Origin of the sequence: Marinoscillum sp. 108 (genome assembly GCF_902506655.1) — a bacterium.
Classification (GTDB): Bacteria; Bacteroidota; Bacteroidia; order Cytophagales; family Cyclobacteriaceae; genus Marinoscillum; species Marinoscillum luteum.
In genome coordinates this window covers 621,241-644,573 of the sequence record NZ_LR734808.1, presented here as the reverse complement: position 1 = coordinate 644,573, position 23,333 = coordinate 621,241, and the positions used below count along the sequence as shown (strand labels likewise).

The 23,333-nt window shown below is 46.4% G+C and carries 16 protein-coding genes; 8 read left to right on the top strand and 8 right to left on the bottom strand.

Translation table 11 applies throughout. From position 1 onward, the window contains the following. Positions 1-30: 30 nt before the first annotated feature. Positions 31-1,476 (bottom strand): family 16 glycosylhydrolase, encoded by a 1,446-nt coding sequence (locus tag GV030_RS02680; RefSeq protein WP_159579538.1) that lies wholly within the window; start codon positions 1,474-1,476, stop codon positions 31-33. Positions 1,477-1,860: 384 nt separating this feature from the next. On the opposite strand from GV030_RS02680, the gene GV030_RS02675 reads away from it, so the two are divergent. The 4 genes from GV030_RS02675 (at position 1,861) to GV030_RS02660 (ending at position 10,953) form a co-directional block, all read left to right on the top strand. Next, positions 1,861-4,758 (top strand): triple tyrosine motif-containing protein, encoded by a 2,898-nt coding sequence (locus tag GV030_RS02675; protein ID WP_159579536.1) that lies wholly within the window; start codon positions 1,861-1,863, stop codon positions 4,756-4,758. Between the two features lie 69 nt (positions 4,759-4,827). Beyond that, entirely contained in the window at positions 4,828-5,223 is a 396-nt protein-coding gene (locus tag GV030_RS02670; RefSeq protein ID WP_159579534.1) for a hypothetical protein, read from the top strand. 146 nt (positions 5,224-5,369) lie between these two features. Further along, positions 5,370-9,743 carry a CusA/CzcA family heavy metal efflux RND transporter gene (locus GV030_RS02665; RefSeq protein WP_159579532.1) on the top strand — a complete coding sequence of 1,458 codons (4,374 nt, stop codon included), beginning with the start codon at positions 5,370-5,372 and terminating at the stop codon, positions 9,741-9,743. 10 nt (positions 9,744-9,753) lie between these two features. Then, positions 9,754-10,953: an efflux RND transporter periplasmic adaptor subunit gene (locus GV030_RS02660; RefSeq protein ID WP_159579530.1), complete on the top strand. Its 1,200-nt coding sequence runs from the start codon at positions 9,754-9,756 to the stop codon at positions 10,951-10,953. Between the two features lie 81 nt (positions 10,954-11,034). Here the strand turns inward: GV030_RS02660 and GV030_RS02655 are convergent, their stop codons facing one another. Further along, positions 11,035-12,300, bottom strand: a complete 1,266-nt coding sequence (locus GV030_RS02655) for a sodium:proton antiporter (RefSeq protein WP_159579528.1) — start codon at positions 12,298-12,300, stop codon at positions 11,035-11,037. A gap of 310 nt (positions 12,301-12,610) precedes the next feature. Between GV030_RS02655 and GV030_RS02650 the strand changes: the two genes are divergently transcribed. The 3 genes from GV030_RS02650 (at position 12,611) to GV030_RS02640 (ending at position 16,893) form a co-directional block, all read left to right on the top strand. Beyond that, positions 12,611-14,458, top strand: a complete 1,848-nt coding sequence (locus GV030_RS02650; RefSeq protein WP_159579526.1) for an ATP-binding protein — start codon at positions 12,611-12,613, stop codon at positions 14,456-14,458. A 97-nt stretch (positions 14,459-14,555) separates the two neighbouring features. After that, the gene (locus GV030_RS02645; protein WP_159579524.1) at positions 14,556-16,097 is read left to right on the top strand and encodes an SDR family NAD(P)-dependent oxidoreductase; all 1,542 of its coding nucleotides are present in this window, start codon (positions 14,556-14,558) and stop codon (positions 16,095-16,097) included. Between the two features lies 1 nt (position 16,098). Next, on the top strand, positions 16,099-16,893 hold the full coding sequence (locus GV030_RS02640; RefSeq protein WP_159579522.1) for a tRNA pseudouridine(38-40) synthase TruA: 795 nt from the start codon (positions 16,099-16,101) through the stop codon (positions 16,891-16,893). A gap of 16 nt (positions 16,894-16,909) precedes the next feature. Here GV030_RS02640 and GV030_RS02635 read toward each other — a convergent pair whose 3' ends face one another. Genes GV030_RS02635 through GV030_RS02610 form a run of 6 tightly spaced genes read right to left on the bottom strand, consistent with a single transcriptional unit; the run spans position 16,910 to position 22,548 of the window. Continuing rightward, entirely contained in the window at positions 16,910-17,641 is a 732-nt protein-coding gene (locus tag GV030_RS02635; RefSeq protein ID WP_159579520.1) for an outer membrane lipoprotein-sorting protein, read from the bottom strand. Between the two features lie 32 nt (positions 17,642-17,673). After that, complete coding sequence (locus tag GV030_RS02630) at positions 17,674-18,948, bottom strand: ABC transporter permease (RefSeq protein ID WP_159579518.1); 1,275 nt, start codon at positions 18,946-18,948, stop codon at positions 17,674-17,676. Beyond that, complete coding sequence (locus GV030_RS02625) at positions 18,945-20,102, bottom strand: ABC transporter permease (protein WP_159579516.1); 1,158 nt, start codon at positions 20,100-20,102, stop codon at positions 18,945-18,947. Before GV030_RS02625 ends, GV030_RS02630 begins: the two co-directional genes overlap by 4 nt. After that, positions 20,099-20,812, bottom strand: a complete 714-nt coding sequence (locus GV030_RS02620) for an ABC transporter ATP-binding protein (protein WP_159579514.1) — start codon at positions 20,810-20,812, stop codon at positions 20,099-20,101. Before GV030_RS02620 ends, GV030_RS02625 begins: the two co-directional genes overlap by 4 nt. 12 nt (positions 20,813-20,824) lie before the next feature. Next, on the bottom strand, positions 20,825-21,958 hold the full coding sequence (locus GV030_RS02615; protein ID WP_159579512.1) for a hypothetical protein: 1,134 nt from the start codon (positions 21,956-21,958) through the stop codon (positions 20,825-20,827). Further along, positions 21,955-22,548: a TetR/AcrR family transcriptional regulator gene (locus GV030_RS02610; RefSeq protein ID WP_159579510.1), complete on the bottom strand. Its 594-nt coding sequence runs from the start codon at positions 22,546-22,548 to the stop codon at positions 21,955-21,957. The genes GV030_RS02615 and GV030_RS02610 overlap by 4 nt, the downstream gene beginning before the upstream one ends. Before the next feature lie 119 nt (positions 22,549-22,667). Here GV030_RS02610 and GV030_RS02605 point away from each other — a divergent pair, with 119 nt between their 5' ends. Beyond that, entirely contained in the window at positions 22,668-23,045 is a 378-nt protein-coding gene (locus GV030_RS02605; protein ID WP_159579508.1) for a hypothetical protein, read from the top strand. The last annotated feature ends 288 nt before the right edge of the window (positions 23,046-23,333 follow it).

Here is a 23,333-nt window from a genome sequence, read left to right as displayed (position 1 = left end):
GGGTTTTTTGGTTGGAATGATAGCTAGTACTTACTTGATAATTAGGTTTCTGGTTTCAGTGCCTTTTTCTGATGTGATACCCAGTATATACACACCCTTTCTCAGATGCGATGGCAATACCACATTTTCCAGCCCATCTTTAGCTACAGCCGTATAGACAGTTTTTCCTGATACATCCATCAATGACAATTGCACTTCAGGGCTTACCTGATGATCCCATCGCACTTTGAACTCATGATTCGTCACCGGATTGGGGAATACCGTTAAAGCAACTGGCTCCGAGAGCTCCGAATCCAGCTCAGGTGCCTGTCTCGCTCCTGCGCCGGTTCCCCAGGTAAATTGCTCCCAGCCCTGAATGGTGGTGCGATCACAGATCATAGGTGACTGGCCGTTCTCCGAAGACACATACAACCCATTATTTCCCCTTAAGGAAATCGTTCCGTTGGCATTGCTTACCCAGTCGAAGGCTTCCCAGCCTTGTACCGTAGTCCTGTCGCACATCATGCCCGATTGACCATTCATGGAGGAGACGTACTTTCCATTACTTCCTCGTAAAGCGATTTTACTGCCTCCGGCACTGACCACAGTGAATTGTTCCCAGCCTTGCACTGAATTTCGGTTACAGTTCATGGGTACAGCTCCATTTTCCGAGGACGCATACTGCCCGTTGGAACCTCGCAGCCAGATCGTTTGACCGACCGGAGCTCCGGTACCCCCTCCGGTAGATTGATACACACGTACATAGTCTACTTTCACAGAAGCCGGAAGTGCTCCATTATTGACATTATTGCCTGGCAAATTTCCTCCCACGGCCAGATTGAGTATGATGAAAAACTTCTCATGAAACTCGCTGGTTCCATTGATCCCATTCTGAATATTGGCCGTATGGTAGAGGTTACCGTCTACAAACCATTTGATGGCATTGGCATCCCACTCAATAGAGTAAACATGATAACCAGTCACACTGGCTGCTGTGTTGCCTCCATAATAGACGTACCCATTATTGTTCCAGTGAATGGTGCCAAGCACATGGTCACTGGTATTGGTTTGTTCCATGATGTCAATTTCACCACAGGAAGGCCATCCCACCGAGGTGATGTTGTCGCCAAGCATCCAAAAGGCAGGCCACGACCCCTGAAAGGCAGGCAATTGCATCCGCGCCTCTATTTTGCCATACTTCCAGGATTTCTTACCCTGGGTCTTCATACGGGCAGAGGTATAGTTCATACCGCCAAAGCTCTCATTCTTGGCTGTGATCACCAGTTCGCCGTTTTGCACAGTGGCGTTTTGCTGGCGATAATACTGGAGCTCGTTGTTGCCCCAGCCACCTGAGCCCGTACCTGTTTCAAAGACCCAATCGGGGCCAATACCATTGGTGAACTCATCTGCCCAGACCAGCTGCCAGTTTTGTGCATTGGCCGTCCACCCTATCAGGGTCATGAGGGCAATCATTAATAATTGTCTAAGTTTTAACATAGTGATTGTTTAGTTGATGAATGATTAATTAGGTTGAGATAATAATTAATGAATCCTTAATAGAAATCGATTTCAATTGCGAAAGACTCAATCCAAATATATAATTCACCTCGTTTTTTACATTATTCGCAACTACGCTTTAAATACACCCGACTATCACCATTGATAAACATGATTACATCACATAGAATTAAACCACTGACTATCAGCTGGTTATTATTCCAAAAAAACAATGATCACCAAAGACCATGTAACCAATCTGATCAGGTGCAATGCCTCAAATGGAGTGGCTAAGCACAAAATTCACCCCTGTTTAGGATGATTGCATCTGGAGAATATTTCATAATGAAGTAATTTGGAAGTGGCACACGACAGAATATGATTATGAACCGAATCCAACCAAGAATTTGGATCGCAATTTTCACACTACACACAGGTATTGCTCATGGATTTCAGGAGCAACCATTCGCTAAGAATCCCTCAGTGCGAGGGGCTCCGGAGATCATCCACTTTGGACTGGACGACTTCCAAAGTGACCCAATGATGATGGCCATGTGCGAGGATTCTTCTGGGGTGAAATACTTTGGCAATCAGGACGGTTTACTCATTTTTGATGGAGAAACCTGGGCGCGGCTGGAACTACCCAATAAGTCTCTTGTCAAATCACTCTACTACGGATCTGACCACAAGGTCTACCTGGGTGGATTTAATGAATTTGGCACCGTAGAACGGGATAAGTTTGGTCAGTACCAATACAGCTCTATGGTTGATATGGCTAAGGTGGATCACCTGAACCTGGACTTTGTTTATGACATTCACGAGGTACAAGGACACATCATTTTCAGAAGCATGTCCAAACTGATTGCCATTAAGGGCCAAAAAGCACTCACTATACCTACTAGTGGCTTTTACTCATCTGCTGTCGTGGATGATCGTCTTTACATGGCCAACTGGGAAGATGGTATCAAAGAGTTCGATCTGCATACAATGAACTTTGACCTGCTAATCCCCAAACCACTGTATCAGTGGAATCCCATTGTATCCATTACCGCAGGCAACTCAGCAGAAACGTTAAGTATCTTCACCAGAGATGGTCAGATATATAGCTACCACCTCGAGAGTAAACACTTTTTACTTGTAAGAAACCTATTTAATAAAACATCCACCAATCAGGTAACAGGGGCAGTAAGGACAAAGGACGGAGATTACTACATCGGCACATTAGCTGATCAACTGATCATGCTTACGGCCAATGGCAAAACAATTCCCCTTAACAAGCCCATCATAGGTCTGCAAGATGAGTCAGTAAACAACCTCTATGAAAGTAAAAACGGCAATCTTTGGGTTCTTTTAGAAAACGGGATTGATTGCATCAACCTCTCCTCACCTGTATCCACTGTTTTTAATAAAGCTTCCGTATTTGATGTTCAGCTCTTTCAGGGCATCTGGTACATAGCTACCAATCAGGGCGTGTGGGCATCGGTCCAGGGACTTACAGGTGGCCCCTTCAAACACATGCAGTTTGAGCCTATAGCAGGTCTCGATGGACAAGCATGGTCACTTACGTCCATTGAAAATCAGCTCCTTTGTGGTCATGAAAAAGGCTTGTTTGTAATAAAGGGTAAAGACATTAAACAAATTCCGGCATCCGATGGGGTCTGGAAGGTGATCCCCATACAGGAAAAACCGGGACACTATCTGGTCTGCACTTACTATGCTACCTACTTAATGAGCGTCAATTCGACGGGCGATTTTCAGATCGATAATGTGATTTCGGGTTTTTCAGAGTCCAGCAGGGACATCCTTCAGAGCGAACCAGGGGTCTTCTGGGTATGTCATGGATTCAAAGGTGTATTCCGAATAAAAATAAATCCTGACTACCAAAGTGTGGTCAGCGTGGAGCATTTTGAAGAAGCCGGACTCCCTTCCCCCTACAAGGTCAATGTGTTCTCATGGAAAGGCGAACCAGTCTTTACAACCAGCAAAGGTCTTTACTCCTTCAATGATTCGTTAGACGTTTTTCAACCCCATTCATTGCTCAATGATATTTTGGATCCTAACATCGAAACCAGAAAAATCATGGAAACCAAGGACCGTACCTGGTACATTCACAATGATGAGGTCGGGTATTTCAACCATGAAGATAACCCTGTCCTTCAAAGTGAAGCTTTTTTACAGACACGCGGGACATTTAATAAGCACATGGAATCGATCACCCTCCTGGACAATGGCGTGCTGATCGGTACGAAAAAAGGGCTGTTCGCCTTTGATCTATCCTCAAGAACAGGTTCTCCTGTCCCTCATTCCGTAAGGATCAGTCAGCTTAGTTATCAAAATGGCAACTCCCGCATTCTGCTACCACTGGACAACCCTCTCGAGATTTTGGCATCACAGACTCAAAACCTCCGATTTGAATATACAGTACCCCAGATGGATATGTTAAATGATGTAAGGTATAGTTACCAACTTTCAGGTGCCGACCAGGTCTGGTCAGATTGGGAAGATAAACCCTGGAAAGAATATAATTCTCTGGACCCTGGCACCTATGAGTTTTCTGTGAGAGCAAAGAGTAAACTAGGTGAATCGTTTCTGACCGCTCAACACACGCTCATCGTGAGGCCGCCATGGCATCAGACCACACTGGCCTTTGTGTGCTATTTCATCCTTGGACTGGCGCTGATTTTCCTCTGCGTCAAAGTTATTTCAAAGCTTTTGGAAGAACAAAGGCAAAGAGCCATCCTTGAAGCGGAGAAGCAGAATAAAATACTCCGATTAGAACTGGACAGGATGCAACTGGCTCAGGAAAAAAACCAATTTGAATCCACAAAAACTTCTCTGGAGGAAGATTTGCTATTGAAAAGCAAAGAGCTGGCGAACTACGCCACTCTACTCTCCCGCAAGCAGGAGCTCATGATAGAACTCCGCGAAGAACTCACAGACCTTGAGAATAACACAAGAAACGAAAAAACGCGACAGGATTTAAAATCACTCATTCGTAAAATAAAGACCCGGCTCAACAATGATGATTACATCAAAGTATTTGAAGCCAATTTCGAGCGCGTCCACCACGAGTTTTTCAATGAGCTCAAGGAACGGTACCCTGACCTGACCAGCAAGGAGCTCCGACTCTGTGCATTGGTAAAAATGAACCTGACCAACAAAGAGATAGCACCCATTATGAATATTTCCATTCGGGGAATAGAAACAGCCCGATATCGCCTGCGCAAACGCCTAAGTATTCATGACGACATGGTGGAATTCCTTGAAAAACTCTCTCCATAATATAATCGTTGAGCGAAAGACGGTCTTATTACCCTGCCAACAACCCAAACTTTCTATATTTGTGCACTTATGAAGTCTCATCAATCCGTCCTTATTGCACTCTTGCTGGTCATCCAGGCCTTGGGTCCTATTTCGGATTTGTGCTGTGAACTTCCCAAGCTTCCTAATCTCATCAGTCATTTTTACGAGCATCGGGCCTTCGATAACGACTCCTTTCTTGAGTTTCTGGCAGAAGATTACTTTGAGGGCACGGGTGATGAGCAAGGACATCATGAGGATGATAATCATGATAACCTACCCTTTCATGGCAACCACCATTGTGGGCACATCTTTGTGTTTGTTACTCCAGTTCTGACCCAACAGTTAAAATCGCCATCATTCAGCACCGTTTCCAATTTTTGTATTTACCTGGCTCCTACTTCCACAGCCTATCCCGACTCCCCCTTTCAACCACCCAAAGGTTAAACACCCAATAAGTCATATTTAAGAGGTTTGATCGGTCCATATTGACCGAAGGGATCATTGTATATGCCATCCTCAAACCTCTTCCTGAATTCCTCTGGGATTTAGACATCATTTATTTACAGAATTTAAGCTAATCATCATTACTTATGCTTGATAAAATCATTCGATTTTCAGTTCAAAATAAACTGATCATCGGCCTGTTCACTTTAGGGCTTGTCGTTTGGGGCGGATATTCCCTTCGGCAACTGCCTATTGATGCAGTCCCCGATATCACCAACAATCAGGTGCAAGTGATTACCACCTCGCCTTCATTGTCCGCCGAGGAAGTAGAGCGACTCATTACCTACCCGGTGGAAATCACGATGGCCACCATTCCGGAGATTGAGGAAATTCGTTCTTTCTCTCGGTTTGGCTTATCAGTGGTCACCATCGTCTTTAAAGAAAAAGTCGATGTTTACTGGGCCCGGCAGCAGGTCAACGAGCGGATGGCTGCTGTAGAAGCTCAGATTCCACCTGGTGTGGGCAAGCCCGGCATGGCTCCCATCACCACGGGTCTCGGAGAAATCTATCAATACGTGATAGGCACCCAACCTGGCTATAAAGACCGCTATGATGCCCGTGAACTGAGGAGCATTCAGGACTGGATTGTGCGTAGGCAGTTGCTCGGCACACCCGGAGTAGCGGACGTCAGTAGCTTTGGTGGGTACCTCAAACAATATGAAATCGCCGTAGATCCAGATCATCTCAAGGCTATGAATGTATCCATAGGTGAGGTACTTCGTGCCCTGGAGGCCAATAACGAAAACACCGGCGGTGCCTACATAGAAAAGGGGCTCTCTGCGCTGTTTATTCGCAGTGAGGGACTCATCAGTAGTCTGGAGGATATAGGTAACATCGTAATTAAGAACAATCAGGATGGCATACCAGTCCTGATCAAGAACATCGGGAAGGTGCAGCTTGGGAGTGCCATTCGGTATGGGGCCACCACCAAAAATGGAAACGGAGAAGTGGTGAGTGCCATTGTGATGATGTTGAAAGGTGAGAACTCCGCTGACGTTATTCACAATGTGAAATCCCGAATTGAAGAAATTCAAAAGACCTTGCCTGAGGGAGTAACCATAGAGCCATTTCTCGACAGAACTAAACTGGTTGATAATGCCATTGGCACTGTTACCAAAAACCTGACAGAAGGAGCTCTCATTGTGATCTTTGTCTTATTGCTGCTCCTGGGCAACTTACGAGCGGGTCTCATTGTGGCTTCAGTGATTCCCCTGGCTTTGTTATTTGCTTTTTCCATGATGAATCTATTCGGTGTTTCGGGCAACCTGATGAGTCTCGGGGCCATTGATTTCGGCCTGATCGTGGATGGTGCGGTGATCATTGTGGAAGCCACCATGCACCATCTGGGCTTGCTTAGACTGGGAAGGAAACTCACTCAGTCTGAGATGGATGAGGAGGTCTATCAGTCCGCCAGTAAGATTCGGAATTCGGCAGCTTTTGGCGAAATAATCATATTGATTGTATACCTGCCCATTCTGGCGCTGGTAGGAACCGAAGGCAAAATGTTTGGCCCAATGGCTCAGACAGTGAGTTTTGCAATATTAGGTGCATTCATTCTCTCGCTTACCTATGTACCAATGGCCTCCGCCATGTTTTTAAGTAAGAAAACCGAATACAAAGCCAATATTTCGGATAAAATCATGTCCTTTTTTCATAAAACATACTCCCCAACCATCCGATGGGTCATGCATAAAAGAGTTCTGATACTGACTCTATCAGCAGCCTTTTTCGCATGCTCCTTGTGGGTATTCTCCACCATGGGTGGCGAGTTTATCCCCACGCTGGAGGAGGGCGACTTTGCCGTAGAAACCAGGGTGATTTCCGGCAGTTCGCTCCAAAACACCATCAAAGCCACCACGCAAGCTGAAAAAATACTCCTGGCCCAGTTTCCCGAAATTGAACAGGTGGTATCAAAAATTGGCTCAGGGGAGATCCCCACGGATCCCATGCCTCCCGAGGCAGCAGACCTCATGATCATCCTCAAAGACCGAAGCGAATGGGTATCCGCTTCCAACCGCGAAGACTTGGCCAATCAAATGTCGGCGGCCCTTTCAGTCATCCCCGGTGTGACCTTTGGTTTTCAGCAGCCCATCCAAATGCGATTTAATGAACTCATGACAGGAGTGCGTCAGGATGTGGCGATTAAAATCTATGGTGAAGACCTGGAGAGCCTATCAGGTTACGCAGGGCAGATCGGCAAAATTGTTTCTGAGGTAGATGGGGCTGTCGATTTATATATAGAGGAGGTCACTGGAATCCCTCAAATAGTGATCGACTATAAAAGGGATCAGCTGGCCAAGTTTGGTCTCAATGTGAGGGAGGTTAATCAAACCATTCAGGCCGCCTTTGCCGGCTCTTCCGCTGGCCTTGTTTACGAAGGTGAGAAACGATTCGATCTGGTAGTAAGACTCAGCAAAAGCAACAGAAGCAACCTGGATGATGTACGCAACCTCTACGTAGTAAGACCGGACGGTCATCAGATTCCGCTCTATCAGGTGGCGGATGTTTCCATCAAAGATGGGCCTTACCAGATTCAACGTGATGACACCCGAAGAAGAATCATCGTGGCCTTCAATGTCAGAAACAGGGATGTGGAGAGCATTGTCACAGAGATCCAGAGAAGAATAGAAGCCTCAGTAGTTCTGGCACCAGGGTATGCCATATCCTATGGTGGCCAATTTGAAAATTTGGTGGAGGCACGCCAGAGACTGGCCGTTGCAGTGCCCCTGGCACTTCTGCTTATTTTCGTTCTGTTGTATTTCACCTTTGGGTCAGTAAAACAGGGCATTCTGATCTTTACCGCCATTCCGCTTTCGGCCATCGGTGGCATTTTAGCCCTCTGGATGAGGGGCATGCCCTTTAGTATCTCCGCGGGAGTTGGATTCATTGCTTTGTTTGGAGTGGCAGTACTCAATGGAATCGTACTCATATCAGAGTTTAACCGGCTGAAATCTAATGGTGTCGCTGATGTTTTCGAGCGAATTTATCAGGGAACACACGTGCGTCTGCGACCAGTAATTTTAACAGCCGCGGTTGCCTCTATGGGCTTCCTGCCCATGGCCCTGTCTGTCTCTGCCGGTGCAGAAGTACAGAAACCACTGGCCACAGTGGTCATTGGCGGGCTCATTACGGCCACCCTGCTTACGCTCGTGGTACTACCAGTACTGTACTACTATTTTGAGAAAAGCATCAAACTCAGACCAGGAGCACTCCTGCTTTTGCTGCTGGGAACGGCTTGTTTATATGCTACACCTTCCTACGCACAGGAGTCAGGAGTACGGTACCTCTCGGCTGATGAGGCTATGACCCTGGCCTTGGAAAATAACCCGGGTCTCAGGGCCATAGACCTGCAAACCGAGCAACAACGCGTGCTCAAAGGTGCAAGCTGGAGCATCCCGAAAACGGAGCTTTCTCTTACACATGGTCAGTATAACAGTGCCTATACCGATGATAACCAATTCAACATCAGCCAAAGCCTGGCTTTCCCTACTGTGTATGCCAACCAGAGGAAATTATCTGGCGCACAAATTGAGAGTCAGGAGAGACGTTATTTAGCCTCGGCCAATGAACTGAAGCAACAGGTGAAGGCCACATGGTATGAATGGTGGTGGCAAGAAAGCAGGCTTCAATTGCTTCTGAGCCAGGACAGTATCTTCCAACGCTTTGCAGAATCGGCCACTCTCCGGTATGAAACGGGTGAAAGCAACCTACTTGAAAAGGCCACTGCAGCCTCTCAGGTAGCCGAAATCGCAGTAAGGATTCAGCAGACCAGGGTTGACATTGAAATACTCAGGACACAGCTAAAAACCCTACTCAACACCACCGACAACATCGGTATAGAGATGGAGCCGATGCTTTTGCAGCAAGATTTCCATTTGTCCGAAGAACCAAGCATCTCTGATAACCCCACTCTGGTGTGGTACCAACAACAAATTGAAGTGGCCGACAGGCAAAAATCACTGGAAAAGTCTCAACTGCTCCCCGACATCAGACTGGGGTATTTCAATCAATCGCTCAACGGACCTGGCCAGACCCGCGCCGGAGACCCTATTGTATACTCCTCAGGAGACCGATTTACAGGATTTCAGGTGGGCCTTGCCATCCCGCTTTTCGGAGCGAATGCACAGGTCTCAGAGGTCAAAGCAGCAGAGCTGAAAAAACAGCAAACAAACCTCCAGCTGGAAGCGATGACCAATGAGCTTAACGGGCAGCTAAGCGCTCTCATTCAGCAGCATCAAAAATCCTTGTCCAGCTTGTCGTATTATCAGGAAAATGCACTTCCTCAGACAGAACTCATTCTGGAGCAGTCCCAAAAAGGGTTTGCGAGTGGAGAAATCAGCTATGTAGAGTATGTACAAGGCCTGGACCGTGCCCTTTCTATCAAATTCAATTATCTCGATATCCTCAACCAATATAACCAGACACTTATTCGGATCAGTTACATCTCTGGTATTCTCTAAAAACGAAATCATGAAAAACATAAAATTCAATCATCTTATTTATATCGCATGGGCACTCCTGACTCCCCTATTGATCTCCTGTTCTTCACCTGTGAATGAAACGGAGGATGAAGAACATGACGAAGGGAATATAGTAGAACTGACCCAGGCACAGTATGACCTGGCAGATATCCAGCTCGGTAAAATAGAGCAGAGAACCATCGGGTCAGAGTTACGTGTAAGTGGCATCATCGATGTTCCGCCACAAAGCAACGTCTCCATCAATTTACCCTATGGTGGTTTTGTGAAGTATACAGAAATGTTGCCTGGTACCCGGGTGAAAAAAGGTCAGTTTCTGGTTTCGGTAGAAAACCCCCAGTTTATCCAGTTTCAGCAGGAGTACCTGGAAGGGCTGGCGAATCGTGAGTACTTAAAGGCAGATTTCGAGCGACAATCATCACTATATGATGAAAAAGTGGCCTCAGGAAAGAGTTTCCAGCAAGCCAAAAGTGCTTACCTATCCAATGAAGCCAGGATCAAGTCTATGGAAGCCCGTCTAAAGCTCATTGGGTTTGATCTCCAAAAGGTGCAGGCAGGTGAGATCTCTTCCAGTGTAAGGATCTACTCTCCAGAGAATGGCTCAGTCCGGGAGGTTTTCACCAATGTGGGCAAATATGTAGGCCCTCAGGATGCCATTATGAACATCACCAACTCCGAAGATCTCCATGTAGAACTCTCCGTCTTTGAGGATGACATTCCCCTGGTGGCAAAGGGTCAGCGTATCCGCTTCTCGCTGGCCAACAATCTCAATACCTGGCGCGAGGCCCAAGTATTTCTCGTTGGCAGTGGAGTCAGAGAAGATCGCACGGTGACGGTGCATGGTCACTTAAAAGAAGAATCGGCGGATTTACTGCCGGGCATGTATGTATCAGCCCGAATAGAAACGGGCACTCATGCGGTGTGGGCTGCTCCCGATGAGGCCATAGTGCGCTTTGGAGGCAGGCATTATGTCTTCACCTTCCTGGAAAAGAAAATGGAAAATGGTGAGCCGCATTATGCCTATGAGATGATCGAGGTGAATAAAGGAATCAGTGAAGATGGTTTTTCAGAAGTCTCATTGGCTGACCCTACGCTGGACCTCAGCACCATCGATCTGGTGACGCAAGGAGCCTTCACCCTGCTGGCTAAAGGTAAAAACAGTGAAGAAGACGGTCATGGACACGGGCATTGACTTCAAAACACCTGCCCCATAAATAAAACAGGCCGCTCAAAAGCATTTGAGCGGCCTGTCTTGTTATGTTTATTTCAAACGTTATGCTACCCGATTGACGAAGCGCTCTCTCATCATAATTGGTAAAGTGAACCCCTGAAACAGAATAGAGCACACCACCACCACATAAGTCATGGTGATCAGTAGTTCCTTTCCCGGAAAGTTATGCAGGGCCAATATCAGGGCGATAGGTAAACCACCTCTGAATGCACCCCAGGTCATTACTGGAATAGTGTTTTTATCAAAATCGAATCTGCCAGACATCAGTTTCACCGGAATGAAAATGCTCACCCACCGGCCGAACAACACCACATTCACTGCGATAAAACCAGCCGCAAAGAACTCCATACGCCAGTCCAAAACCAGCATTTCCAGCCCCATCAACACAAAGAGCATCACCGCCATGGTCTCTTCCATCAGGTTCCAGAATTTATAGACATAAGACCCCACAATTTCCTCACCTTTTTTCACCGGATTGGCGCCTCCTCTGCTGAGATAACCAATCAATAGACCCATAATCAACGAAACCATTTTAGAATAGATGCTAAAGAAACCTGAGATAAAGGATCCCACAAGAACCAGCGCAATGGTGATCAAAACCTCAATATGCACATCGTCATTATCGATGAATTTTAAGAGCCTGAAACCAATAAAGCCCATCAACACCCCGATGGTGATTCCTCCCAGAATCTCCAATAGTAAGATTTGGGCAAATGTGACGAACGTGATGTCCTGATCCCCGGTGACGATAGCCACGTGGTAGAGCACAAATGCCAATACCACAGAGAATGCCCCATTGAACAGTGACTCGCCTTCCAGCTTGATCTCAAGTATTTTTGGCAATGAAAACCTTTTGGTGGTGTTAGAGGATGAAATGGGGTCTGTAGAAGAAATCACCGCTCCAAAAACGAGGCTGTACATGTAGCTAATCTCTATATTCAGCCCATTGAGTACATAGTAGAGTATGGTCCCTATCACCAGAGTGGATATGATGGCACCAACAATGGACAGAATGATGATCGGAAGTTTTTGGGTTCCTAGCTTATTGATGTCCATGTTTAATCCTCCCGCAAAGAGAATCACACTAATGACCATTTGATTGAGAACATCCCGAAAATCAAAGGACTTAATCTCTGTCGCAATTTCCCACTGCGGAAACAAAATTTCAGTCATCAGTATTACCACTGAAAGGATAAGGGTGAGAATCATCAGTCCCAGGGACGAGGGCAATTTCAGGTAAAGCGTATTCAAAAAGATGAATAAGCCTGAAACGAAAATGATCAGGGCTATTAAATCGAATATGTGCATTTCACTAAATTTTTACAATTTTAACCTATAAACCCACAGCTGGCATTCAGAATATTTTTGTAAAGCAGACTCAGTAATAATACGCGCTATCCAGTACTTTTAATAGACTTATTTGATGAAAGGCGGCACATTAATAAGCTTCTTTTGCAACAATAGCACTTTTTTCATTCATAATATATACTAAGGTCGCTCAGGAAGGGTTCTTTCATACCATTATGGCCTATCTATAAGACCCTTTCGTATGGCTTCTATTTGAAACAATCATACCTTATATTGTCCTTTTTTCCTGACCAATCTAACCCAACCACCCATGCTCACTCAATTAGAGGAGGAACATAACCTGGAGGATATCCAAAACAAGATTATAGAATTAGCCCTCATTATTTTTTCTTCTCTGGGTATCATTTCTCTCATATTGAATGTAATCAGGGCTGTATACAAAAACATGACGGTGGTGCTCACCATTCATACCAGTGTGGTGATCCTTTTAGTACTTTTACTGATCTTCCGCAACAAGGTCAGCCACAACCTCAAAGCCGCAGGCCTACTCATTGCCATTTATGTGGTCATCACCGTGGGATTGTATCAGCTTGGCTTTGTCGCTTCAGCAAAAGCCCTCATTGTGGTACTACCAGTCCTCACCTCTTTTGTGCTTTCACATCAGAAGGCCATTCTGGTCTCACTCCTCCTGCTGATCACTTACGTCATCTTCGGAGGTCTTTTCGTTTCGGGGGTCTTCACCGATATCACTTATCAAACCAACTACACCTCACACAATGCAGTTTGGCTGTTGGACGGAGCAGTCATTTTTCTGGCCTCATTTACCCTTTTATTTGGGAGTCAGATTTACCGAAAGGCCATCTTGCACAACTTTTCGGTGATCCGCAAGCACAGTGCCGAACTGATCACCAAGGAGCAGAAATATAAAATGCTCTTCGAAACCTCTAATGACGCCATTCTGCTGTTTGATGAGGGGGTCTTTGTGGACTGCAACCAAAAGGCACTGACCTTATTTGATTGTACAGCTCGGGATATAATCGGAAAAACTCCGATTGACTTTAGTCCGGTGGAGCAACCCGACGGTCAGCTTTCAAAGGAAAAGGCACCAAAATTTATTCAGAAGGCTTTCGAAGGCGTATCACAGTCTTTCGAATGGCAGCATTGCAAACTCAATGGAGAAGTCTTTGAGGCCTCTATAAACCTTAGTCTGGTAGCGCTGGAGGAAGAAAATTATATCCAGGCTGTGATCAGAGATATCACCAATCAGAAAAACGCAGAACGAAAAATAGTAGCTTACCAAAAAGGTCTTGAAGAACTGGTGAAGGCACGAACGCAAGAGCTGGAAGCCGCCAACGAAGACTTTAGGCGTGCCAATCAGGAACTCACTACTCAGAAAGAAATGCTCAGCAAGACGCTTTCTGAGCTTAGGCGAACTCAGGAACACCTGGTGGAAACAGCCAAAATGGCCTCTATTGGTACACTTACTGCCGGAGTGGGGCATGAAATCAACAACCCACTAAACTTCATCATGGGTGGCCTGCATAACCTGGAATGTGCCATCAGGCAGCCGGAATCATTTGAGGATGATAATGAGCTCTGTGCCGTCCAGGAAGAAGGTCTTCAAACCATCAAAGAAGGGATCGGGCGCATTCACGAAATCACAAAAAGCCTGGATCATTTCAATAGGTCCAATCAAAAAAAATTGGGACTATGTAACCTTCACGCCATTATCAATAACTGCCTGCAAATCCTCAATCATGAAATCAAGTACAAGGGTAAGGTGCTTAAAACCTATCACCAACAGGACATTCTTTTTGTAGGAAATGAAGGTCAGTTGCATCAGGTTTTTCTCAACATCATCAGCAATGCCATCCAGTCCTTTGACAAAAATGGCTTGATTACCATCACCACGAAATTGCTTACAGAACAAAACCTCATCGAAGTGGACATCTCCGATAATGGAACAGGCATCTCTCCCACCGATCTGGACAAGGTTTTTGATCCATTTTTCACCACCAAAGATCCGGGACTGGGAAAAGGTCTCGGTCTGTCTATGGCCCATCGGATCATTCAGGAGCACAGTGGCCAGATCAACATCAGTTCCACCACCGATGGCACCCGCGTGGTGGTTCAGTTCCCTTCGAAATCAACGGCTTAAACCTCATTAAGAGAATCAACTATGCTGACGCAGATAGCTTCATATTTATGATCTAGCACTACCTTTGCGCCCATAAACTTCAACAATCCAATTACTTATGCGAGCAGACGCTGCTGCACCCATCACTCAGGAACAGATCAATCAGTGCATCACTGTGCTGGAGAGCCTTTTGGGAGATACCACCCAACTATTTGAACTCCCCGAAGAACAACGCATTGCCCTACTAAAAGCAGCTGGCGCCCTTACACGACCAGACAGGGCAGAATTTGACAAGCGAAGAAAAGATGCCAAAAAAGCCGCCAAGAGAAAAATGGTGGAACGGGATAAGCACATCCGTAAAACCACCGGTATTCGCAGTGCCCGGGAGTCTGTAGTTTTTGAGGCGCCCAAACTAATTTCCCTTACGGGGAAAGAGCACGAGGCAGCACCCGAGCTGGAATCACCCAGAAACTGCTACGTATGCAAAGCAGTGTACACCAAGGTCCACCATTTCTATGATGCTATGTGCCCGGAATGCGCAGATTTCAACTATGCGAAGCGTTTTCAGACCGCCGACCTCACGGGTCAGGTAGCCATCATCACGGGCTCCAGACTGAAAATCGGGTATCACATTACCCTCATGATGCTCAGAGCCGGGGCTACGGTAGTGGCTACCACCAGGTTTCCGGTGGACTCTGCCCTCAGATTTGCCAAAGAGAACGATTTTAAATCCTGGAGTCACCGCCTCAAAATCCACGGGCTGGATCTGAGACACATTCCCTCCGTGGAGATTTTCTGCAACTTCATAGAGCATCAGTATGACCGTCTGGACATCCTGATCAATAATGCCGCACAGACTGTGAGAAGACCGGCAGGGTTTTACAAACACCTAATGGCCAATGAGGAAATGAATACGAATGAATTGCCTCTGCTCACCAGAGGGCTCCTTTCCGACCACCTCTATTGCCTCTCTGAGCTGCAGGAACTGGCCCCTTCAAAAACTAAAAACCAGAACCTACCGGTGGCCTGGAATGCTCCGGAGCCTGGTATAGGGCTGCGTGCTTCGGCAAAACTCTCGCAGATTCCCTATAGCTTCGACAACTCCCTTCAGACCCAGGAAGTATTCCCTGAAGGCAAGCTGGATGCAGACCTGCAACAGGTAGACCTACGCAAAACCAACAGCTGGCGGTTAAAACTGGGCGAAATAGAAACCCCGGAAATGGTCGAAGTGCAGTTGGTCAACGCAGTAGCTCCATTTGTGCTTTGCAACAGGCTTTCCCGATTGATGCGCAAAGAAAACACCGGCAAAAAGCACATTGTGAACGTATCAGCAATGGAGGGCAAATTCCATCGATTCTATAAGGAAGACCGGCACCCGCACACCAATATGGCCAAAGCTGCCCTCAACATGATGACTCACACTTCAGCATCGGATTTTGCCAAAGATGGCATCTATATGAATGCTGTGGATACGGGGTGGGTGACGGACGAAGATCCGGCAGAATTGGCCAGACATAAAACGGAAGTTCATGACTTCCAGCCACCATTAGACATAGTGGATGGTGCCGCCCGGGTACTCGACCCGCTGTTTGACGGAATCAATACGGGCAAGCACTGGTGCGGGAAGTTCCTGAAAGACTACCGACCGATCGACTGGTAAAATGGCCTCCTGGACTCATTTCTATTTGATCAGAATCCAATTTCTGGGCCATAACTACCATGGCTGGCAAAAACAACCCTCGCTCCCGAGTATTCACGGGGCGATAGATGATACATTGAAAGTCATTTTAAAGAGTGCTCCCTTCAAAACATTGGGCTGCTCACGAACAGATGCCAAAGTATCCGCCGAAGATTATGTACTGGAGCTGTTTCTGAATAAAGCCATCGTCCCGGAGCAGCTTCTGCATCAACTCAGTAAACACCTCCCTGCGGATATTTCTGCCAGATCGGTAGCTCCTACACATCAGGGGTTCAACATCATTCAGGGCGCCAGAAGCAAAACGTATCACTATTACTTCAGCTTCGGAAGAAAGCCACACCCCTTTTCCTCGCCCCTCATACACCATGTGAGGCAAGACTTGGATATTGACAAGATGAAATTAGCCGCGAGAAAATTTGAAGGCAATCACTATTTCGGAAGGTATACCCAAAAACCTTCCGCGGAAACGGAACTCCAAAGGGAAATCTTATCTGCTCAGATCATACCCAACGAGTATGTAACTGGCAGTTTTATTCCACAGGATTCTTTTGCGTTTTCGGTCAAAGCGCACGGTTTTATACGCTATCAGGTACGGATGATGATGAGCGCTCTATTCGAAACCGGAAGAGGATTATGGAGCATGGATGACTTAGACCAGTCATTATCTATGGAAACAGACCACACGCACAAGGTCATGCACGTAGCTCCGCCCTCAGGGTTGGTACTCCATAAGGTAAATATGGACGAAACTTTTTAGCTCCATAGAGATACTCCTATTTCTTCAATGAGGCCTTACTGAAAATGTAATCCGGAATTTCAGGATTAATCTGAATACTCTTCACGATAAAATCCGTACCCTCCCCATCCTTCAGCACGTCTTTATAATTCATTTTTTTAGGAAACCATCGGTCCCCAATCCTCTCTACATTGGAGAGGGTTACGCGCTTCAGCAACTGACCACTTTTAGCATACATTTCTTCTTTCAGCGGCACAAACCTTTCCTGATCTATCCATAGTTTCTGCTGCTCATAGGTGGCATCATCCACTTTGGCCACCAGATCGAGTACCCAGGCGCTCCGGCCTTCCACCTCCTCTTCGTCAATCACTTTGGCGTCATACATCTCTATCAGTTTGCGGTCATCCATCATGTCCTCATAAGACAGGTCGGAACCCATGACCGATTGCTTCAGCATATGACCGGAAAGCTGGATCGTACGGTCTGTAGCGGGTGAGTAAATCCATAACCGATCGTCCATTCTTAGCATTTTGGTTCCCTTTTCCCTGTCAGGCGCCAGATATTCCGTAAAGGATTGATCATTTCCCTTTGAATACCCTTTGGAGGTCACAGTACGACTATTTCTCCTTCCGTGAATGACCATATCTGACTCCACAATCTGGGTGTCAGAAGTCATGTTGTAATCCACTTTCTCAAGGATTTTACCGGCATCCGGATTTGTCTGCAGAAATGCACTGCAAAGAATAAGTATTGCAAACGCTAGCTTCATTGTGATGTCTTCATTTTGTCTTAAAAACCATTTCAAACTTCTAGTTCTTTGAAAAGTGTGGCTGTTTCTCTTCTGTAAATGCCAATTCCGGAAAGCGCATTTCCCAGAACCATTGCCACCAACCCCGGAATAAAGCCAATATAGAGCAAGTCGGAGGTGAACGATGCTCGAAGTACGGAGGGCATCATCATGGTACTATCATCCAGCATACCTGTGATATCAATCCCTACCACCTGCAGGTAATACACCCCACCAAGGCCCACGATGGTACCGAAGACTGATCCTATGGCCCCGATTAGAATTGCCTCATAGATCAAGGTTCGATAGATATGGCCTTTTTCCTCACCCAGTGCCAGTCGGATTCCAAACTCCTGATATCGCCGCAATCCCCCCAGTAGGCCCGTATTCCACAATACAATGGACATAGCAAAAACGAAAATCACCACAAACAGGGTAGAAAAAGAGTCCACATAATCAAGGAAACTCGAGAGGTTATTTTGTGTCCTCAAGGGAAACATCTCCGGAGCAAATTCATCAGAATCATCAGCATACTGACCATTGAATGTTTCGCTCATGGCAATGGCGCGTGAGTCATCGTAAGCTCCACTCTTGAAATAGCCCAGCACCTCTCCTGCTCCATCTTCCATATCAAGCATTCGTCGGGCGTCGGTAATATCTACAATGATGGCTCCCCTGTCCAGCGCAGTGGTGCCAAACTTCACCGTGCCACTCACCACAAAGTTTTCGAAAGCCATGCTGCCATTCATAGTAGTGCCCATGTAGGTCACTTCGTCCCCAATCTGAATGTGCAGCTTTTCAGCAAAGTCGTGCCCAACCAAAGTCTCACCAGAGTGGCTGGGCATACTTCCCTTCACTATCGAAGAGGAAATGTTCATCCGCACGTCTTCACCACTCTCTGTGGAAAACAACGCCACGGCCGTCCCAGCTGCAGGACCCTGACCTTTGGATCCTCCCAGGTCATCAGGCACATCAATCAATCCTCCAAATTTGATCCTGTTCACCCATTGCATCTCAGGAAATTGCTTCGCCAGAGATTCATTCAACTCGCCTACTCCCAATAGCGCCAGATCATTGGGTAGCTGATCTTTATTTTCAGCGTAGGCACGAGACATTACTTTTACATGCCCGGTTTCAAATCGAGCATTTTGATCGATCATATCTCCCATCACTCCGCGCATATAACCACTCAGTAAAATGGTCAAAGCCACTCCGATGGTGATAATCATGACGGGTAAAACACTTCGTGTTTTATCCCCAAGGATTCCTTTTAAGAGAAATTTTATCATTGTATTTTACCTTTTAAGGCATCTACAGGGTTCATTGTCGAGATTTTCCTGGCGGGCAGAAAACTGACAATGGTAGCAGAAACCACCACCAGAGCCATTGTACCTAAAATCAGTCCTGCTCCATAAACAGGGAATATTCTTGCCGCCACTATTACTCCCGAGTTTTGAGAAGCAGTGGGCATGCCGATACCAGCCGTGGCCATATAAATGAATAAGGGAATGCCATAAATGCAACCTACAGCAGTTGCCAGCAGGCTGTACATGCTCCCTTCAATGGTGAACAGCCAAACCACCCTCAGACGAGTCATTCCCAGAGCGATGTAGGTTCCTATCTCCCTTTGCCTTCTGAAAATGGAAAGCACCTGAGTATCGAAAATGGCCAGCAGGGCAATGGCCAGCAGCAGCAAGTACATAATAGATCCACTCACTTTTTTCATTTCTATGATATCGCTCAGGTCCTGCAGAAGCTCCCCCTGCGACTTAAATTCCCAGCCTTCTACCTCCATCGAGTTTCTGGCTGTCTCTGAGATGTAAAGTGTTGCGTGATTTTGCAATCCGGTCATTTGCCAGAGCTGATGAATAGAAATCCACATCTGGCCATTATCTACTGCTGGCACATTGGTATCAAAAACATCAACCACTGTCGCCCTCCCAGCATCATAAGTTCCATCCTTATCCCGCCACCGGATGAGCACTTCATCACCCACTTCCAGATTGGTAGCCTCAGCCATCCGTTTCCCAATAATTACCGGGAGGTCGGCGCTACGCTCAGCAAGAAGCTGGGTAGGCAGTTTCAGGGTGGTTTGGCCCGGATCAATTCCCTTAAGGATCACCGACATCATGCGTCCTTCGGGATAAATGGAAGCCTGCCGCATCAGTACGGGAATCAAACCCTTATTTTCGTTGGTCTGTAAAGTATCATGACCGTCCTGCAAAGTGAATGGGTCATAGGGATCATAATCACCATTGAGTAGGTGTCCGCCACCGTACTCCCAGGCAATACCATCACGTCTCGCCTGCTCGTTCCACCCATCGATCATGCCATTGTAAAAAATGATTAAGACAAAGGCAAAGGACAATACGCTCACATTGAGCCAGGTACGCAGACCAGATCCAACAAGGTTTTTATAAGCTAATATGAAGGCTAGTTTCATGGCTTTGACATCTGGTGAGAAATGTGTTCGTCCTGATCGATTTTACCATCTTCCAGATGAATCATTCGATCCAGATAGCTCATTACTTTTTCATCGTGGGTAGAAAAAATAAAGGTCGTTTGGAGGGCTTTATTCAAATCCTTCATGGTCTGAATGATGGCATGAGCATTTTTCGCATCCAGATTGGCTGTAGGCTCATCGGCCAAAACGATATCCGGTTTTTTCACCATTGCTCTGGCAATGGCCACACGTTGACCTTCGCCACCCGAAAGTTTCGAAGGTTTCTTGTCTGCCATATCCTGAAGACCTACCCATTCAAGGGCTTGCATGACGGCCTTCTTCCGTTCCGCTGATGTTTTATTTTGGAGCAAAAGGGAGAATTCTACATTTTCATAGACCGTATAGACCGGCAGCAGATTGTACACTTGAAAGATGAAACCAAGGTGCAAATTCCTCAAAAGGGCTGATTCCTTATGGGAAAGATCAGAAATATTCCTTCCCATTACGATGGCTCTTCCTTCAGACGGACTATCCAATGACCCGATAATGTTGAGCAGGGTGGTTTTGCCAGACCCACTAGGTCCTACCAGTCCCGCAAATTCTCCCTTTCGAAACTCAAGGTTAATGTCTTTCAAGGCCGTAAACTCACCATCCCCCACGGGGAATCTTTTGGTGACATTTTCAATCGATATGATCTTTTCTTCGCTCATTTTAGTGATTGTTTAATGATTGTAAACCAACATCAGCCTTAGACCAGGGCCTGATATGGAATTTACCAGGTCATTTTCTTGTATGCCTTTTTGTATCCTGGGACTATAAAAGGGCATGATATACCCAACAAGGGCCTTGAATTGGTGTTCGTAATTCAGAAAAAAGGTAGGATCACCTGCTGCCCAGTTGTAGAAAAACAAGGCACTCAACTGATCAAAAAAGCCAAGTGGATATGCCATCATAGCTGCAGTGATATGCCCTCTGTGACCAAACCCAAGCAAACGCGAATCATACCCCGCTATGAGGTGCTCCACCACCATGTTCAGCCCATTCCCAATTCCAAAGGTGTAATCAGCCCCGAGGTTGAGGAAGGTTTGGTTGGTAAGGTCACCCAAATCCTTCTGTTTTCGAATGTGTGACACCTCAAACCACAACCCAACATTCACGTCCCATTTACCATCAACTCCCCACCTGTCTTCCGGAATCTGGGCAAATTGTGGTGCGTCCATTAGCAGCCGGGCGTCAGCTGTCCGATGATGATACGAAAGAGCAATCTCCCCTCGGGAAACAGGATATTGTACCCTGCCCCCAAACTCAGGATGTTGGGCATAAGTCCCGGAAGCATCCAACCCTCGTGCTTTTTCATTTCCATACAAACCCCAAAGCCAGATATTGGCATTATTGAGAAAATAATACCTCCCCAAAACCCCATAAACTCCATTGGTCAGCCGAAGAGGATCACGTGGATCGATCTGATTGAACCACTGAAGTGGCCTAAGCATGGTGGCAACCCCAAAATCAATTTTCTGTAAGCCTACCCGTACCTCAAATTGCTTGCCGGTATACCTGGCCCAAAGTCGGTAAGCGTTGATGCTGCCATTCCAGCTGCCAGTGTCGAAAGGCTGGAAAAATACCGAACCAGCTATATTCACTGAAGCTTCCAAATCGAAGGCTTTCCCTGAATCTAACTCAACCCCATAACCCAGCTCGGGGATATATCGTCCTCCTGAGAAAAGTGGGAATTGATTCTCCGGACTATAGCTCCCAACAGCAGAAACCTGCCCATCAAATTCAAGCCTGGGCTGTGCCAGAGCTATCTGCAGCGCTAATAGATAAACCCAACAAAAGAGTAATTTGCGTCTCATTCTGGTTGCTCGGAGGGGAATATCCCGTAAAAGAAGAAATTGGTAAGATCCATTATGGCGTCATGCTTATCCTCATACATGGAAAGAAACCTTTCGTCCATCATCTTGTCGTTGAGGCTATTGAGCATATAAAGGATGAATTCTAACTTGGTATCCCGGCGAATCCATCCATTTTGTTGAGCCATAAACAAATCATACATGATTTCGCTTAGCATCTCTTTCCGGCTTTCTTCAATATAAGCACTTAAAACTGAGTCTGTAGACTGGTAAATCTCTTGAATGAATTCCTGACTGATGTCAACAGACTGTTGGTGCTTTAGGGCAATCACCTTTGCGATCTTCTCCCGAAAGGGTATGTCCTGCTTCATGACGGCTCGGTATGAGTCCATACCCTCCGTGATAAATCCCTTGAGCACCTGAAAAGCCAGATCTTCTTTGTTTTCAAAAGACCGATAAAAGGTCATTTTGCTCACCCCGGCACTTTTGCAGACCTCCTCAACTGATATCCGTCTGACGCCATATTTCCAGAACAGTGTTCTACCCGTTTGCAGCAGAAGCTGTCGGCCATTTTTCTTATTTGATCCTCCCATTCGATATGTTACGACTATCAGTAAACATTACGATATTCGTAACAATAAGTTATAATCGTAACTTACATAGTTCCAACTAAAAGGAAAGTAATAGCGTCTTTAGAGCTAAAAATAAGTCCATGAAGAACCTGCTTTATCTTTTAGTATTCGCTGTGCTGGGATGTACTGATGACCAGCCGTCTCAGGAAAGTGATCAAGCCAATTTGGATCGATTGTGGTCAGAAATACACGCAATGGCGGAGAGCGTGACCTGTACCAGTGCCGAAGAATGGGACTTCAGCGCGGTAGGCTCCAAAGCCTGCGGAGGGCCAGTCAAATTCCTGGCCTACTCAGAAACCATTGATACGGTGAAGTTTCTTTCTCTGGTGAGCGAGCACCGAGATGCTCAGGAAGCTTTCAATATCAAATGGGGTATCTTTTCAGATTGCTCTACTCCACAGGAACCTTCAGGTGTGGCATGTGAAGAAGGTGAGCCTGTCTTGCAGTACGGGCAGTAATCCCCTAAAACCAGTTGCCCTTACCAACCTGACGCTCTTTCAGGTCAATCTTCCAAGTAATCAGTCTCTTCTGGGGCCCCTAAATGCATAGTCGCGTTGGCATGCAGGGGCCTCCACGGGAGTATCCTCCTCCATATACATATTCAAAAGCTTCAGTTTCGGAGAGCACTGCACTCATCAGTGTGGCCCCACCACAAACCGTAGTGGTGATCTGTAGGCCCTTGCCCTAATGGCAAAAGAAACCAGCACTGTACAGGTGATACCCCTATCCGAAACATCCTGTAAGCA

What these genes read in the sequence shown, in the direction of transcription:
- GV030_RS02655 (WP_159579528.1), bottom strand. Translation starts at nt 12,300, where the DNA reads ATGCACATATTCGATTTAATAGCCCTGATCATTTTCGTTTCAGGCTTA.
- GV030_RS02675 (WP_159579536.1), top strand. Translation starts at nt 1,861, where the DNA reads ATGAACCGAATCCAACCAAGAATTTGGATCGCAATTTTCACACTACAC.
- GV030_RS02635 (WP_159579520.1), bottom strand. Translation starts at nt 17,641, where the DNA reads ATGAAGCTAGCGTTTGCAATACTTATTCTTTGCAGTGCATTTCTGCAG.
- GV030_RS02630 (WP_159579518.1), bottom strand. Translation starts at nt 18,948, where the DNA reads ATGATAAAATTTCTCTTAAAAGGAATCCTTGGGGATAAAACACGAAGT.
- GV030_RS02605 (WP_159579508.1), top strand. Translation starts at nt 22,668, where the DNA reads ATGAAGAACCTGCTTTATCTTTTAGTATTCGCTGTGCTGGGATGTACT.
- GV030_RS02625 (WP_159579516.1), bottom strand. Translation starts at nt 20,102, where the DNA reads ATGAAACTAGCCTTCATATTAGCTTATAAAAACCTTGTTGGATCTGGT.
- GV030_RS02650 (WP_159579526.1), top strand. Translation starts at nt 12,611, where the DNA reads ATGCTCACTCAATTAGAGGAGGAACATAACCTGGAGGATATCCAAAAC.
- GV030_RS02670 (WP_159579534.1), top strand. Translation starts at nt 4,828, where the DNA reads ATGAAGTCTCATCAATCCGTCCTTATTGCACTCTTGCTGGTCATCCAG.
- GV030_RS02610 (WP_159579510.1), bottom strand. Translation starts at nt 22,548, where the DNA reads ATGGGAGGATCAAATAAGAAAAATGGCCGACAGCTTCTGCTGCAAACG.
- GV030_RS02640 (WP_159579522.1), top strand. Translation starts at nt 16,099, where the DNA reads ATGGCCTCCTGGACTCATTTCTATTTGATCAGAATCCAATTTCTGGGC.
- GV030_RS02665 (WP_159579532.1), top strand. Translation starts at nt 5,370, where the DNA reads ATGCTTGATAAAATCATTCGATTTTCAGTTCAAAATAAACTGATCATC.
- GV030_RS02660 (WP_159579530.1), top strand. Translation starts at nt 9,754, where the DNA reads ATGAAAAACATAAAATTCAATCATCTTATTTATATCGCATGGGCACTC.
- GV030_RS02615 (WP_159579512.1), bottom strand. Translation starts at nt 21,958, where the DNA reads ATGAGACGCAAATTACTCTTTTGTTGGGTTTATCTATTAGCGCTGCAG.
- GV030_RS02620 (WP_159579514.1), bottom strand. Translation starts at nt 20,812, where the DNA reads ATGAGCGAAGAAAAGATCATATCGATTGAAAATGTCACCAAAAGATTC.
- GV030_RS02645 (WP_159579524.1), top strand. Translation starts at nt 14,556, where the DNA reads ATGCGAGCAGACGCTGCTGCACCCATCACTCAGGAACAGATCAATCAG.
- GV030_RS02680 (WP_159579538.1), bottom strand. Translation starts at nt 1,476, where the DNA reads ATGTTAAAACTTAGACAATTATTAATGATTGCCCTCATGACCCTGATA.